Here is a 14280-nt window from a genome sequence, read left to right on the forward strand (position 1 = left end):
TATCAAGCCGGCCTCCACCTCCGAGCTTCCATGATCTGGATCAAGGACCTCACCCGAGCCAGCCAGTGATCACGACTCAATACGCGCCCTAGTACTGCAACGGTCCTTGTCGTGACGGTTGGGCAGGTGAGTCGTTGGTCTGTTCATGGGTGGGGTTCTGGTTGATGCCCGTTCGTGGGCGGGTGAGTTGAAGGCTCTTCATGAGTGTCGGCGTACGGACTTTTTTGGCTCTGGCAAGATTTTCGTAGGCGGAGATCATCTCGGTGACACGGTCGGCCGGTCCGCATGGCGTCGGCGGAGGTGAGCGATCAGGACCACGCGGTGGCGGAGGAGACGGACGCCGGCTCGTCCGGCCATGATGCGTTTCTGCAGTTTGACGTCCGTGATGCGGCCTTCGTTGACTCCGGAGTTGTATGAGGTCGTGATGCCCTGAGCGACTGCATGGCGATCTTCGTGGAAGGCCCTGGCCAGGCCGACGAGTGGTGCCAGTCCGCTCGTTTTGAGATCGCCCAGCCATGCTGGCAGGAATGCCGCGTCGCGGTTGTCGAGCATGGTGGCGAAGCGGCGGACCAGGTCGTGGGTGAGCTTGAGTTCGGGGCAGTGGTCGAGGAGCCTGGGAAGCCGCTCGTTGATGTGCAAGCTGCGGCGGTGCGGATGGGTGGTGATCCAGCGGGCCGTTTCACGAGGTGAGGGCGGCCGCTCGCGTGGCTCGTCGATGGGCAAGCCTCGTCGGAGGGGTGCGACAGCCATCTTCACGCGCTGGTAGTGGCCAAGGTAGCCCTTGACCTGCAGTTCTTCGTGCAGAATCTTCGCACTGTGCTGTCCTTCATCCCAGCGTTGCCGCAGGTAGCCGAGGTAGGGATCCAGCGTTGAGGGCTTGCGGGGCGGCCGGCGCATGACTTCCTGCCAGGTGCGTGCGCGGGCGTACTTACGAACGGTTCGGCGGTCCAGGCCGAGCTCACGAGCCACGGAGCTGTGGCTCCGGCCGGTGCGGGTCAGGGCTTGGACCGCCTCGAACAGGCTCTGGGCATGACGCCCGGCCCGGCTGCCCGCCGCGGCGTTGTCAGTGGTCTCCTCGACCGGTTGGTGATCGTCTTCACTGACGGTTGGCAGGGCTGCGGGCAGGCATCCGCGGTGGGCGGAGGCGATGTCCTGAACTCGGCGGGATAGGCCCTGCCAGAGGTGAAAGCGGTCGCTGACCTGCACGGCTTCGGGGGCGCCAGCTGTGATGCCCTGCCGGTAGGTGAGGGACCCATCGCGGCAAACGACCTCGACGCCCGGATGCTCGCGCAGCCAGCGGCCGAGCTGTTCAGCGTCGCGTCCTTCCCAAAGGGTCAGTGGGAGGCGGGTGGTGGCATCGACCAGGAGGGTTCCGTAGGTGCCTCCGTAGAGAGCGAAGTCGTCGACCCCCAGGACCTGGGGCGTGACCGGTTTCGGCAGTGGCACCCGCATGAGCTGGGACAAGACGGCGACCCGAGAGAGCCTGATGTTCAAGATCCGAAGCATTCGGGATCCGCCCCGGCCTGCCAGGACTACCCCGAGGTCCTCGACCAGGGATTGCAGTCGGGGTGTCCGGCGCTGGTAGCGCGCGGTCAGTCCCGGTACTTGCTCGGCGAAGGTCGTCTTCGGGCAGGTCGTGTTCTCGCAGTACAGGCGGCGTACGGACAGGTCGATGTGCAGAGGGCGGCCTGCGAGCGTGACGTCGGAGAGGCGCCGTGCGTAGCGGCTGTGGCACCACTCGCTGAGCCAGCCGCATCCCGGGCATCCCGCCGGTTCACCTGATCTCGTGCGGGCACGGACCACCACCGCGGCATCGGATACCTCAACCGAAACCACCTTCACATCGGACAACTGCGGTAACGGGCTGACCAGTTCAACAGAGCACAGTCACAGGCTGCCCATCATGCGGACCGGCCGACCGTGTCACCGAGATGATCTCCGCCTACGAAAATCTTGCCAGAGCCGTGAACGTGCACAGCCCTGCCCATGCTGGATGATCATTACATCTCGAAACGCCTCGCCCAGGGCTGGGCCGAGGACGATCCTCTTCTCCCGGTGGCCATGGGCACCCTCGCCCGCCGGGCCGGGCTGAGCCAGTTCTGCCATCCGTGGCTGCCCACCATGCGGCCTGCGCTGGAAGACGCCCTCGCGCAGGTCGGCGTCGAGAGACCGTTCGGCCGCGATGCCGGCCCGGTCGCCGCAGTTGACGGAACATCATCACTGCCCTGGACTGTGCCACTGTCCCGGCCCCAGGCCGTCGCCCTGGTCGGCATCGTCCGCACCGCTGCGATCATCACCGCTGCCGCCATCTCGGGCATGCGCGCGAGTGAGCTGATGGAGTTGCGCATCGGCTGCCGCCGACCGCCCGAAGAGTCCGTCCCGGGCCTGACCCGCTACCGGATCGTAAGCAAGATCGTCAAAGGACAGCCGCTGGGCGGCACCGCCGACGAGTGGGTCGTCATCGAGCCGGTCTATCGCGCGATCGAACTCCTCGAGCAACTGCACGACGCCCCGACAGAAGGAGCCCTGCTGATCGGCAGGTTCTCCTTCAACGTCCGCTTCAAGTGGTTCAAGAACTGGGCCAACTCCGCAGCCGGCCGACGACTTGGCCTGGCGACAATCCCCGAGGGACCAGTCAACTTGCGGATGCTGCGGCGCACTTTGTCCCTGGAAATGGCCTACCGGCCCGGCGGCGTCCTGGCCACCAAGATCCACATGAAACATATCGCCGTGGCGACAACGGAGGGGTATGCCTCGCGCCCTGGCGGAGCCCAGGCCGAGCTGTTGGCCGAGGTCAACAAGCACGAGAGCGAGCGCAATCTCCAGCTGGTACTGGAGGAGTTCCGAAACTACCAGGAAGGTGTTCTGCCCGCCGGTCCCGGCGCCCGCAGCCTCACCGAGTTCTTCGCCGGCATCGACGCCCAACTCGATGCCGCCTCGGCCACGGCCCCGAAAACCCAGCGCAACGACCGCGACGTCCTCAACCTCCTTGCCAAGCGCGCCAACGTCCTGCACCTCGGACCGGCGAACTACTGCTGGTTCACCGACCCTTCCCGGGCGCTCTGCCTCAAACTCGCGGGCACCCCCACCGCGGACCGCCCGCTGATCGGGATGTGTGACTCCGCCCGCTGCCCGCAGGCCACCCACCACCCCGGCCACCGCCCCGTCTGGGCCGACCACGCCGAACGCACCGAGATCTTCATCGGCCAACTCGGCACCACACGCAAGACCGAACGCACCCGCCTCCAAGCCGACTACGACCGAGCCCTCCGGGTCGTCGCCGAGATCGACGCCGCCAGCACCACGGACGAGGAATCCGCATGAGAATCTCCGCAACCCAGCGCACCGAGAACGAGAACCGCATCCGAGCCGCCATGGACCGACTCCTCCGAGGCGAGATCCCGCCCGGCGGAAAGTGCGACATCAAGACTCTCGCCAACGAGGCCGCCGTCGACCGAACCGCGTTCTACGGCACTCGCCCTTACGTTCACCTCCGCGTCGAGTTCGAACGACGTGTCCAGGCACTGCAAGACACCGGCGAGATCCCCGACCCCCGCGAAGCCCAGATCACCCGCCTCAAGGCAGAGACCACCAAGCTCCGGGAACGGCTGGCCCAGTCGGAGCAGACGGTCGAAGAACTCACCGACTTCCGCGGACAGGCCCTGGCCCGGCTGGCCGCCCAGCACGAGGAGATCGTTCATCTTCGAGAATCCGTCGCCGGAACGAGCCGGGTGAGCCGCCTCCCTGCACCTCGGTCCACCGCCATCGGGAGCTGCAGTTGAGGCGGGCTGAGGCAGTGAGGCAGGGCCTCACCAGCCGGAATGCACACGACGCGATGACGGCCCTTGAATACTGTTCAGCTAGGAGAAAAGGAAATGAGGAGGGCATGGCACTCGTCAGGAAAGGTTCGCGCCGCATCACCGTCGACGGCATCAGCTACCGATGGAGGGTCCGCGGACGGGCGACCTACGGCCGCGGCCTGGCCTGGTGCCCACTGGCTTACGCGGTCGAACAGGACGAGACGTCAGGCACCACCTTGGTGGTCACAACGAACCAGCCGCATCCAAGCAACTGGTTCGGAAGCCCGGCCCGAGCCGTCCTGCCCGCAGAAGTGGCCGCGACGATCCGCGCGGCCCGGGCCAAGGGCTGGACACCCGAGAAGCCCGGAATCCCCTTTCGGCTCGACCAGTCAGAGGGGTTCATCCCTGCTGACTGACAGACGGGAGGGTGAACTGCGTCACAGCATCAACGCTGGAATGCAACACACCCGACCGTCTGCATCGCGAAAGCGGCATCGCTCTCCGTCCTGCCCAATCGCTACAAGGGGTCATCCGCACACGGCCTCTGCGGACACAAGTCATGCCTACGTGACGCACAACATCGAGGACGGCGTCGACCCTAGGTTCATCCAGGAACAGGTCGGCCACCTCTACGCGTCCACGACCGCCCTCTACACCGCGGTCAGCGACGACTTCGCGAACACGATGATGCTCAAGGCCATCGACCTGGCCTTCGGCAGCGACTCCGGCCTCACGAGCCAGGAACGGAACGGATGACGATGACGGTCAAGCTCGACTACAAGTGGCATCTGCGCGAGGTCATGGCGACCCGGGGCATGTTCTCCACCACCGACCTGCGGCCTCTGCTGGCCGAGCGGGGCATCGACCTGTCGGCCAGCCAGGTCTACCGCCTGGTGGTCGAGACGCCGGAACGGCTCAACCTCAAGGTGCTGATGGCCCTGCTAGACATCCTTGGCTGCTCGATGGACGACCTGATCGAGCCGGTCGCCGCGGGCAGGCCCCGGGCGAACAAGGCCGCGGACGGCACCGAGACCACCGGCGTCGGCGCCTTCCGGCCCAAGCGGGCCCGGATCGTCGGACCCTCGTGACCACTGTCCCAAGGGCCGAAACAGACCCGACTGCGGTGATCATCGACCTCGTCGCCGCGGTCGAGCCCGACTTGCCGCCTCAGACGGTCCAGCACGCGATCTCCCAGGCCGTACATGCCAAGCCGCGTGCTGTCCTTCTGGCCCGGACGCTGGAGCGCGATCCGGGGCTGCTGACCTCGGGCCGGGCCGAAGGCCCGGCTTCGGTTGAGCGCTTGATCCGTCTTCTCGTCCAGGCCGGCGCCGTCAACGTCGTCCGGCCGCCCTGCTCGCGCTGCGGCAGGCTGGGGCCACTGACGAACACCAACGACTCTGGCCGGCGGACCTGTGCCCCATGCGGCGGGAGACGCGCCGACACGCAATGGGCGTGCGGCGGCTGCGGCAACAGCAAGACCCCGCGCTACGGGCTTGACCGCACCGGTCGTGAAGTCTGCCGTTCCTGCTACCAGGCCGAGTGCACCGAGGACCCGGCCGCCGACCTCCTGAACCACCTCAACGGCCTTGCCCTCGGGCTCGGCGAGTCCGTGCTTCAGGAGGTGATCGCCGAGGTCACCAAGGGCAGCACCTCCATCACCCGGCGCCTGCTCTGGGACGTTCAGAACCAGCCGGGCCTGCTGGCCGGGCAGGCCCACCACCACGGGCCCCGGACCCTGCTTCTGGCCGAGCGACTGCACCAGGCCGGCGCTGACGGTGTCCCGCCGCCGAGGTGCCCGCACTGCGACCGCACCGTCCGGCTCAGCCACTCCATCAAGCGGCTTCGGGTCTGCGGCACCTGCTACAACCGCTCGACCGCCCAGTCCTGCACGCACTGCGGTCGCTCCCGGCCCGTCGCCGGACGTACATCCGACGGCTCGCCCATCTGTAGCGACTGCCGTGACAAGGACGCCACCTGCCAGGAGGAATGCGTCGGCTGCGGCCGCCATCGGGCCGTTTCGGCCCGCACCGAGGACGGGCCGCTCTGCAAGGCATGCCGCAAGCCGCCCACGATGCAGTGCGGCGGCTGCGGCAAGGTCCGCCCCTGCTTCCATGCCGCCGCCGGCACCCCGCGCTGCCGGGCCTGTCTGATCACACTGGAGCCCTGCACCGACTGCGGGCGCACCTTGCGCGTGGTCGCCCGGACACCTCGGGGGCCGTTCTGCGAGAACTGCTGGGAGGTAGCCCCAGAGGCCCGCAAGCCGTGTCAGCAGTGCGGCACCGTCGAGAAGCTCTTCCACTACGGCCTCTGCCGCCGATGCGCCGGCGAACGGCACCTGAGGAACCTGCTGACCTCGCCGGACGGCAGCACCCGGCCTGAACTCGACAAGATCGTGGACGCGCTGCTGAACTGCAACTCGCGACGGACACTGCTCTATCTGCGGGAGTCGGCGACCGCCACCCGCCTGGTCACCGATCTCGCCTCCGGAACCTGCGACCTCACCCACGAGGCCTTCGATGCCCGCAGGACCGGGCAGAGGGACATGGCTCTCGACTACTTCCGCGCCGTCCTCGTCTCCGCCGGCATCCTGCCCGTCCGCGACGAGTACATGGCCCGGCTGGAGCAGTGGATCGACCGGAAGCTCAACACGATCGACGACACCGAGGACCGTAGGCTGATCACCGCCTTCGCTCGCTGGGACCGCATCGCACGCCTGAGGCGACGATCCCGCGGCAAGTCGATATCCGCCCAAGCGGCCGACATCATCCAGACCCAGATCGTCAAGGCCATCGCCTTGCTCGACTGGATCAAAGACCAGCGGGAAACTCTGGCCACCTGCCGGCAAGCACACATCGACCTCTGGCTCACCTCCGAAGACCACCAAGGCCCCTACACCGCCGCACCGTTCGTCACCTGGGCGGTACGCAGCAAGTTCGCCTTCAACATCAGCATCCCCGCCCGCCCCCGGCGCGTCTCCCACCTCCCGCTGGACGCCGACGCTCGCTGGAGCATTGCCCGTCGGCTCCTCAACGACGACTCGATCGAGACGAAAGACCGCGTCGCCGGGCTGATGGTCCTGCTCTATGGCCAGACCCCCGCCCGAACCTGCCGACTGACCACCGCACACGTCATCCAGGACGACAAGGGCGTCGCCCTTCAACTCCACGAGATCCCATTGAGGCTGCCGCCGCCCCTGGACACCCTGGTCCTCCGACTCGTCGACATCGCCGACGATCACCAGCACACCGTGACGGCGAACGAGTCCAACACACCCTGGCTCTTCCCAACCCAGCAGCCGGGAAAGCACCTGACCAGCGGCCAGCTCCTCGCCCGACTCCGGAAGATCGGGCTTCCCTCCGAGTCCGGCCGTTGCGCGGCCCTGCTCGACATCTGCACCACGATGCCGGCGGGCGTCCTCGAACGCCTCCTCGGCATCAGCCCCGCCGCTGCCGACCGATGGGCAGCAGGAGCCGTCAGAGCCGCCTACGCAGCCGAGGTGGCCCGCAGATCAGACGCTGGCGAGACTCTGGATCACCTTTGATGTCCTCAGCTGGTGCTGTCCTTGACGCCTCCTCGCAGGCCCCACTCATCCAAGCCGGAGTAGATCAACGCAGTGCGGCCCCGCGGAAAGGAGAGGGCCTCGGCCTCACCTGTATAGACCGCGACCAGTGAGTCGGCTCCTCGCCACCAAGTGTCGGCGAGTCCCATCACTTCGCGCACCGGCTCGAACCCGTCCAGCGCGATGCCATCGACATCGTCCCCGGTGACCTTGCTGATCTGCTTCGCCCACATGGACGCGTGGTGCGTCAGCGCGAGCGACTCCACCCAGCCCTCGACGGTGGCATGGAGGGGCGCCCACTGACCTGCATGAATGCCGAACTCGCCAGACGGCCCGATCATGAACCCGTACGGGACCGCGGTCCGCTGCATCCCGGCCTCAAACCACCAACCTTCAGATTCAGAGCCTTCTGGGGAGTCCGCTTCGAGGTACCTCGGGCCGCCGTCGTACTGGGATGCCGGTGGTAGGACCAGACCGCCCCAGCGCTCCTCATAGGCAGCCATCCGGTCGATGACCGCGGCCGGGATTTCTCGCTCAAGCCACCACTGTCTGTGGTCCTCGACGTGCCTGACGTCGACTTTGACTCCGTGAGCTTGGACGAACGATCGAGCTCGCTGAGTCAGGCCGTCGGGCACAGCGTTGAAGAGGTTGAGATTCACCAGAAGGACGCTACCGAGTAGCCCAGGGACAGCAGGCTCCGGCCCCCTGGGCCTCCTGCGGCACCGTGTCCCTGTCGAGCTGGAGGCATGGGCCTCGTTGCTCTATTCCGCACGCTCGAATATCGGAACCTACCGACACTGGCGAAGAAGACCCGGCAGGTCGGCTACATCGAGCACTGCCAGGCGGTCCGCATGGACGACGACGGCATGCTCACCCGCGAGGTGAACGGGCCGGGCACCGCGTGGATCGAGCTGGACGCCGCACTGCACCGCGCGATCGGGATCGGCGCGGCCGCCGTCACGACCTGGCTCACCACCCGCCCCGGCGCCCGCCGCTGACCCGCCCCTGCCCCAAGCGCGTACGAGTACCCAGCAGCCGACCCTTGTCCCTGGAGGACCGCATGGCACGCAAGCCCAAACCCGTCACCTGGTACATCGCCACCCCCGCCGACGGCATCATCGAGAGATCCCGCAAGACCGGAACCCCGGTGAACCTCGCCGACAACGTCGGCCAGGTCATCGACCACCCCAGCCCCTGCGCCAACCTGTGGTTCGACGAGAGCGAGTTCTCGTACTTCCGCATGGACAAGCGGGTCGGCGAGGTCCTGGAGGACACCGGCATCTGGCCCGCCGTCTGGCCCATCCGGCTCTGGACCGTCCAGCCGCTCGGTGAGACCGGCAACTGGAGCCACCACCACTACCCCTACCGGCTGCTCTCCCACCAGATCCGGGTGCTGGAGGAGACCGACCCCTTGCCCGCCCTCGGAGCAAACGGCCGGGAGGTCCTGGACGTCATCCGCCGGCAGATCCCCGACCGGGCCGCCCGGTGGGCCGCCGACTGGGACACCGACCCTCAGGGCATGGAGGAGCGGCGGCGGAACTGGCGCCTGTGCGGCACCCGGGACATCGGCCGCGGGGAGTGGGCGCAGGCGGTGGCAGACCTGACCTCCTACTCCCACCGCGAGTCCGCCGCCCAGCGCTGGGCCGAACACCTGGCCACCAACACCGTCGACCGGCTCCTCGCAGCCGGCGGCTTCAGCCAGGACGCGGTCGACTACGCGCGCAGCCGCGCGGCCGACCTCATCGTCGCCACCCAGCACCAGGCCCGCCTCGACACGTACGTCCTCGACGCGCTGCGCGGTGTCCGCCTCGACTCCGCCCCGTCGACCGTGGCCGCCTGACACCCCGCCCAAGCTGCACAACCCCGCCGCCCTCACCACCCTTCACGCCGGGCAGCGCCCCGATCCGCGCTGCCCGGCACCCCTGTCTTCTGAGGAGATCCGCATGACCGAGTTCATCTATCCCGAGATGCCCGAGCACAGCTTGGTGGTCCTCATCGGCCCGTCCGGTGCGGGGAAGTCCACGATCGCGGCCACCTGGCCCGCCTCACAGGTCCTGTCCCTGGACGCGCTGCGCGAGACCGTCAGCGACGACTTCTCTGTCAAGTTCAGCGTGTTGGGGGTAGGGGCGCGCTAAATCTCGTCCTTCGGGTCGCGAATCGCAGCGTCCGGTACACGTGCGCCGATGGCTGACAGCCCCACTACTCGGTGATACCGTATAGTGGTACTCGGTGCTACGCAGTACCGCTAGGACCGGGGAGGACTCGCGATGGACGACCTGACGGAGATGTTGAAGGGCACGCTCGAAGGGTGCGTGCTCGAAATCATCGGCAGCGAGGAAACCTACGGCTACGCCATCACCCGTCAGCTGAACGAGCTCGGCTTCACCGACGTCATCGAGGGGACGGTGTACACCATCTTGCTGCGGCTGGAGAGGAACAAACTCGTCCAGGTGACGAAACGGCCATCCGGGGTCGGCCCGCCGCGCAAGTTCTACGCCCTCAACGACGCCGGACGCGAGGAACTGGCGAAGTTCTGGACGAAATGGCAGTACGTCTCATCACGCATCGACAGGCTCAAGGAGGGCGGGAGATGAACTTCTGGGAGACCATCACCGGCAGCGATCTCACCAGGGGATGGAAGGCGTTCGAGGTCCGGGCCGAGGCACTGCCCGAGGACTACCGGGCGGCGTGGGAACAGATCAAGGCCCACTTGCTTCCTCATGGGGACTTCACCGGCCGCAACCTGATGCCGATCCTCGACGCGGCCCTGGGGCTGCTCGAAGAGACAGCGGCGGACGGGCAGAGCATCCACGAGGTCCTCGGCGACGACATCCGAGGCTTCTGTACGGCGCTGGCCGGTGGAGAAGGGGCTCGGACCTACCGCGACCAGTGGCGCGAGCAGTTGAACAGGAACGTCGCGAGGAAACTGAACCGGCTGGGAGGCTGACGTGGGCATCCAGGACATCATCGAGGGCAAGAAGCAGTGGCGGGCGCACATGGCCCGGGTCAAGGCGCTCCCCCCGGACTACCAGATCGTCTACAAGGAGATGCAGAAGTACCTGTTCAAGGTCGGCCCGATCGACCTGCCCGACGGGCCCCTGCTCCCCGGGATCGTCGACTTCTTCGAGGAAGGCGTCGCCGGCGGCAAGGGGGTCCTGGAGCTCATCGGCACGGACGTCGCCGCGTTCTGCGACGACCTGGTCAAGGACTCTCCTACCTATGCGGACATCTACCAAGAGTCCATCAGCGGGAAAGCCGGCAAGTAGCACCCGCCGCCTCACGCGAGTGGGCGTAGTTCACACAAGCGGTTCGCGCGCCTCGGCGCAGCGCGACCAGGCGCGGACCGGCCGGCCGCCGGAAGCCGCCGCAGGCACTGTCCACTAGGGCGGTCCAGTCGGCTGGTGAGACCTGGCCCAGCCCTACCCGCGCCCTCGGCGAGCAGGCATCCGGCGGCGGGCCGCCCGACACCGCTCCCCAAGACGACTCGGCTGACGTGTAGTCACAGGCAGTCACTCAATTCGAGTTCCGAAGCAGCTTTCACTCACCCTGAGCTCAGCCTTCGACAGGAAGTCACTATGCCTCTATCTGTCATGCCCACATCCAAACGAGGTGAGGGGCGCCCGTCGCCGACCGCCGTCTCCGCCGTCGGGCTGCGCAAGTCCTACGGCGAAAAGACCGTCCTCGGCGGTATCGATCTGTGCATCCCGGCCGGGTCTGTGTTCGCGCTGCTCGGCCCGAACGGCGCCGGCAAGACCACGGCCGTGAAGATCCTGTCCACGCTCATCACCGCCGACGCCGGTGACCTGCACGTTGGCGGGCACGACCTGGCCGCCGACCCACAGGCGGTTCGTGCCGCGATCGGTGTCACCGGGCAGTTCTCCGCCGTCGACGGCCTCATCACCGGCGAGGAGAACATGCTCCTCATGGCAAACCTGCACCACCTGCCCAAGCAGGAGGGGCGGCGGGCCGCCGCCGAACTCCTTGAGCGTTTCGACCTGGTGGAGGCCGCGAAGAAGCCCGCCTCCAGCTACTCCGGTGGCATGAAGCGGCGCCTCGATCTGGCCATGACGCTGGTCGGTGACCCACGGATCATCTTCCTCGACGAGCCGACCACCGGCCTCGACCCGCGCTCCCGCCACACCATGTGGGGCATCATCCGCAGTCTCGTCGCCGACGGTGTCACCGTCTTCCTCACCACCCAGTACCTGGAGGAGGCAGACGAGCTCGCCGACCGCATCGCGGTGTTGCACGACGGCAAGATCGCCGCCGAGGGCACCGCCGAGGAGCTCAAGCGCCTTGTCCCGGGCGGGCACATCCGGCTCCGCTTCACCGACCCGGCCACGTACCGGTCCGCCGCTGAAGCCCTGCGTGAGGTCACCCGGGAAGACGAGGCACTGTCGCTGAGCATCCCCACCGACGGCAGCCAGCGCGAACTGTGCTCCATACTCGACCGGCTCGACTCCGCCGGTATCGAGGCGGAAGAACTGACCGTCCACACCCCCGACCTCGACGACGTGTTCTTCGCCCTGACCAGCCCCGCCAACATCCCCGACCAGTCCGAGGAGACCGTCCGATGAGCGCCCTCTCTCTCGCGGTACGCGACTCGAACACGATGCTGCGCCGCAACCTCCTGCACGCGCGGCGCTACCCGTCGGGGACCCTGAACCTGCTGCTCACACCGATCATGATGCTGCTGCTCTTCGTCTACGTCTTCGGCGACGTGATGAGTGCGGGCATCGGAGGCGGCGGCGCGGACCGGTCCGACTACATCGCCTACATCGTCCCTGGCCTGCTGCTGATGACCATCGGCTCCACCGTGATCGGGGCTGCGGTGTACGTCTCCATGGATATGACCGAGGGCCTCATCGCCCGGTTCCGGACGATGGCGGTCTACCGCCCGTCGGTACTCATCGGGCACGTGGTCGGCAGCGTGCTGCAATCCGTCATGAGCGTGGTCCTCGTCGGCGCCGTCGGCGTGGCCATCGGCTTCCGCTCCTCGGACGCGACCGTGCTGGAGTGGCTGGCGGCGTTCGGACTCATCGTGCTCTTCGCCCTGGCGCTGACCTGGATCGCAGTCGGCATGGGCCTGGCCAGCCCCAACCCCGAGGCGGCCAGCAACATGGCCATGCCACTGATCCTCCTCCCCCTCATTTCCAGTGCCTTCATCCCGGCTGACACGATGCCCGGCTGGTTCCAGCCGATCGCCCAGTACCAGCCCTTCACCCCTGCCATCGAGACCCTCCGCGGCCTCCTCCTCGGCACCGAGATCGGCAACAACGGCTGGATCGCGATCGCCTGGTGCACCGGACTGATCGCGCTCGGCTACCGCTGGTCGACGGTGCAGTTCAACCGCGACCCGAAGTAGACGCAACGACCGCGCTGGTCGCGTCCCACAACTTGCCCTACCCTGTCCCGTCCGCGTGCAGATCTACACCCTTTTGCCCGGACGGAGGCGGGGCTGGCCCCGTCACGGGCGGCGCTGGGGCTGCGGAGCAGAGCCGCCGTGCCCTGCTCAAGCGAGGAAGGGCGGCGCCGTCACGGTCGGTAGATCATTTCGATCAGGCCGGCGGCGATCAGAGCCCACGCCCCGACGCCGATCAGCCACCACGAGTCACTGACAGCCCCGACTACGATCAGAAGCACGGCCACCAGAAACAGGGTGTACTCAGTGCGCCGCAGACCCCGGGTGAAACCCGGGCCCTTCTCCCGGCCACCCGGATGCCGGGCACGGGCCCATGCGAAGGAGTGCGGACGGGTGCCTTTTCTGGGGCGCATGGCGCAAGCCTAGACACGACAGAGGACGGACGGCAGGGCCTGGTGTCGAAGGCGGCGTCAAGATTGTCTATCGTCTTCCAGTGCGAACAACAGTGGTGCCCGCCCGCAGTGCGGAGGGCTTGAGGTGGTGACGCCGCGGTGGCCGCGTCTTCGCCATCCGGCGCAGGTGGTCGTGGCCGGCTTCGCCACAGCGATCGCGGCCGGGACCGGCCTGCTGATGCTGCCGGTGGCCAAGGCCGGGCCCGGTGGTGCCGGTGTGCTGGAGGCGCTGTTCACCTCCACCTCCGCGGTGTGTGTGACCGGCCTGATCGTGGTCGACACCCCCGGCTACTGGACCGGGTTCGGCCAGGCCGTGATCCTGGGGCTCATCCAGGTGGGCGGCTTCGGCATCATGACCTTCGCCTCCCTGCTGGTTCTGCTGGTCTCCCACCGCATCGGCCTCAAAGCGCGGATGACGGCCGCCGCGGAGACCAAGACCCTGGGCCTGGGTGACGTCCGCTCGGTCGTGACCGGGGTGGTCGAGGTCAGCCTCCTGCTGGAAGCCGTCACCGCCTTGGCGCTGGCCCTGCGGTTCGCGATCGCCTACGACGAGCCCTGGCCACGAGCGGCATGGCTGGGTCTCTTCCACGCCGTCTCCGCTTTCAACAACGCCGGTTTCGCCCTGTACTCCGACAGCCTGATGGGCTTCGTCACCGACCCGTGGATCTGTCTGCCCATTGCGCTGGCCGTCATCGCCGGCGGCCTGGGTTTCCCGGTCCTGTTCGAGCTGCGCCGCCGGTTCCGCAAGCCGCGCGGCTGGTCGCTGCACACCAAGGTCGTGCTGTGGGCCACCGGTGTCTTCCTGGCCGGCGGCAGCGCCTTCGTCACCGCGCTCGAGTGGTCCAACCCGGCCACACTCGGTCCGCTGCACGTACCAGGGAAGCTGCTGGCCGGGTTCTTTCAGGGAGTCATGCCACGTACCGCCGGATTTAACAGCATCGACACCTCCCAGATGAACCCGGCGAGCTGGCTGGGCACCGACGTGCTGATGTTCATCGGCGGCGCGAGCGCGGGCACCGCCGGCGGCATCAAGGTCACCACCTTCGCCGTGCTGTTCTTCGTCATATACGCCGAGATCCGCGGCGAAGGCGCGGTCAACATCTTCCA

General features: G+C 67.4%; 15 protein-coding genes and 2 pseudogenes. 15 read left to right on the forward strand and 2 right to left on the reverse strand.

Annotation, left to right across the window (positions count from 1 at the left end):
- Positions 1-255 precede the first annotated feature (255 nt).
- Complete coding sequence (locus ABZ154_RS33325) at positions 256-1842, reverse strand: ISL3 family transposase (protein ID WP_356838108.1); 1587 nt, start codon at positions 1840-1842, stop codon at positions 256-258.
- Between the two features lie 144 nt (positions 1843-1986).
- Between ABZ154_RS33325 and ABZ154_RS33330 the strand changes: the two genes are divergently transcribed.
- From ABZ154_RS33330 to ABZ154_RS33355, 6 genes and pseudogenes are all read left to right on the forward strand, one after another.
- Positions 1987-3324 (forward strand): hypothetical protein, encoded by a 1338-nt coding sequence (locus tag ABZ154_RS33330; protein ID WP_356838096.1) that lies wholly within the window; start codon positions 1987-1989, stop codon positions 3322-3324.
- Complete coding sequence (locus ABZ154_RS33335) at positions 3321-3782, forward strand: hypothetical protein (RefSeq protein ID WP_356838097.1); 462 nt, start codon at positions 3321-3323, stop codon at positions 3780-3782. Before ABZ154_RS33330 ends, ABZ154_RS33335 begins: the two co-directional genes overlap by 4 nt.
- Before the next feature lie 104 nt (positions 3783-3886).
- Positions 3887-4216 carry a hypothetical protein gene (locus ABZ154_RS33340; protein ID WP_356838098.1) on the forward strand — a complete coding sequence of 110 codons (330 nt, stop codon included), beginning with the start codon at positions 3887-3889 and terminating at the stop codon, positions 4214-4216.
- A 142-nt stretch (positions 4217-4358) separates the two neighbouring features.
- A pseudogene (locus ABZ154_RS33345) lies at positions 4359-4556 on the forward strand (site-specific integrase); the annotation flags it as partial.
- Between the two features lie 2 nt (positions 4557-4558).
- Positions 4559-4888 carry a helix-turn-helix transcriptional regulator gene (locus ABZ154_RS33350; RefSeq protein ID WP_007445976.1) on the forward strand — a complete coding sequence of 110 codons (330 nt, stop codon included), beginning with the start codon at positions 4559-4561 and terminating at the stop codon, positions 4886-4888.
- Entirely contained in the window at positions 4885-7341 is a 2457-nt protein-coding gene (locus tag ABZ154_RS33355) for a hypothetical protein (protein WP_356838099.1), read from the forward strand. The genes ABZ154_RS33350 and ABZ154_RS33355 overlap by 4 nt, the downstream gene beginning before the upstream one ends.
- 5 nt (positions 7342-7346) lie before the next feature.
- Here ABZ154_RS33355 and ABZ154_RS33360 read toward each other — a convergent pair whose 3' ends face one another.
- On the reverse strand, positions 7347-8018 hold the full coding sequence (locus tag ABZ154_RS33360) for a hypothetical protein (RefSeq protein ID WP_356838100.1): 672 nt from the start codon (positions 8016-8018) through the stop codon (positions 7347-7349).
- A gap of 87 nt (positions 8019-8105) precedes the next feature.
- On the opposite strand from ABZ154_RS33360, the gene ABZ154_RS33365 reads away from it, so the two are divergent.
- The 9 genes and pseudogenes from ABZ154_RS33365 to ABZ154_RS33405 form a co-directional block, all read left to right on the forward strand.
- Positions 8106-8357, forward strand: coding sequence for a hypothetical protein (locus ABZ154_RS33365; protein ID WP_356838101.1), 252 nt, complete (start codon positions 8106-8108; stop codon positions 8355-8357).
- Between the two features lie 62 nt (positions 8358-8419).
- Positions 8420-9199, forward strand: a complete 780-nt coding sequence (locus ABZ154_RS33370) for a hypothetical protein (protein ID WP_356838102.1) — start codon at positions 8420-8422, stop codon at positions 9197-9199.
- A 103-nt stretch (positions 9200-9302) separates the two neighbouring features.
- Positions 9303-9452, forward strand: a pseudogene (locus ABZ154_RS33375) (AAA family ATPase); the annotation flags it as partial.
- Positions 9453-9626: 174 nt separating this feature from the next.
- Positions 9627-9953, forward strand: a complete 327-nt coding sequence (locus ABZ154_RS33380) for a PadR family transcriptional regulator (protein ID WP_096626132.1) — start codon at positions 9627-9629, stop codon at positions 9951-9953.
- Complete coding sequence (locus tag ABZ154_RS33385) at positions 9950-10306, forward strand: DUF1048 domain-containing protein (protein WP_356838103.1); 357 nt, start codon at positions 9950-9952, stop codon at positions 10304-10306. Before ABZ154_RS33380 ends, ABZ154_RS33385 begins: the two co-directional genes overlap by 4 nt.
- 1 nt (position 10307) lies before the next feature.
- On the forward strand, positions 10308-10625 hold the full coding sequence (locus tag ABZ154_RS33390) for a DUF1048 domain-containing protein (RefSeq protein ID WP_356838104.1): 318 nt from the start codon (positions 10308-10310) through the stop codon (positions 10623-10625).
- Positions 10626-10949: 324 nt separating this feature from the next.
- Positions 10950-11936 (forward strand): ATP-binding cassette domain-containing protein, encoded by a 987-nt coding sequence (locus ABZ154_RS33395; RefSeq protein WP_356838105.1) that lies wholly within the window; start codon positions 10950-10952, stop codon positions 11934-11936.
- Positions 11933-12724 (forward strand): ABC transporter permease, encoded by a 792-nt coding sequence (locus ABZ154_RS33400; protein ID WP_356838106.1) that lies wholly within the window; start codon positions 11933-11935, stop codon positions 12722-12724. The genes ABZ154_RS33395 and ABZ154_RS33400 overlap by 4 nt, the downstream gene beginning before the upstream one ends.
- 582 nt (positions 12725-13306) lie before the next feature.
- Positions 13307-14280, forward strand: a 974-nt coding sequence (locus ABZ154_RS33405) for a potassium transporter TrkG (RefSeq protein WP_356838107.1), incomplete at its 3' end; no start/stop codon positions are given.

Source organism: Streptomyces sp. NPDC006261, from assembly GCF_040613515.1.
Lineage (GTDB): Bacteria > Actinomycetota > Actinomycetes > Streptomycetales > Streptomycetaceae > Streptomyces.

What these genes read in the sequence shown, in the direction of transcription:
- ABZ154_RS33330 (WP_356838096.1), top strand. Translation starts at nt 1,987, where the DNA reads ATGCTGGATGATCATTACATCTCGAAACGCCTCGCCCAGGGCTGGGCC.
- ABZ154_RS33335 (WP_356838097.1), top strand. Translation starts at nt 3,321, where the DNA reads ATGAGAATCTCCGCAACCCAGCGCACCGAGAACGAGAACCGCATCCGA.
- ABZ154_RS33340 (WP_356838098.1), top strand. Translation starts at nt 3,887, where the DNA reads ATGGCACTCGTCAGGAAAGGTTCGCGCCGCATCACCGTCGACGGCATC.
- ABZ154_RS33350 (WP_007445976.1), top strand. Translation starts at nt 4,559, where the DNA reads ATGACGGTCAAGCTCGACTACAAGTGGCATCTGCGCGAGGTCATGGCG.
- ABZ154_RS33365 (WP_356838101.1), top strand. Translation starts at nt 8,106, where the DNA reads ATGGGCCTCGTTGCTCTATTCCGCACGCTCGAATATCGGAACCTACCG.
- ABZ154_RS33370 (WP_356838102.1), top strand. Translation starts at nt 8,420, where the DNA reads ATGGCACGCAAGCCCAAACCCGTCACCTGGTACATCGCCACCCCCGCC.
- ABZ154_RS33380 (WP_096626132.1), top strand. Translation starts at nt 9,627, where the DNA reads ATGGACGACCTGACGGAGATGTTGAAGGGCACGCTCGAAGGGTGCGTG.
- ABZ154_RS33385 (WP_356838103.1), top strand. Translation starts at nt 9,950, where the DNA reads ATGAACTTCTGGGAGACCATCACCGGCAGCGATCTCACCAGGGGATGG.
- ABZ154_RS33395 (WP_356838105.1), top strand. Translation starts at nt 10,950, where the DNA reads ATGCCCACATCCAAACGAGGTGAGGGGCGCCCGTCGCCGACCGCCGTC.
- ABZ154_RS33400 (WP_356838106.1), top strand. Translation starts at nt 11,933, where the DNA reads ATGAGCGCCCTCTCTCTCGCGGTACGCGACTCGAACACGATGCTGCGC.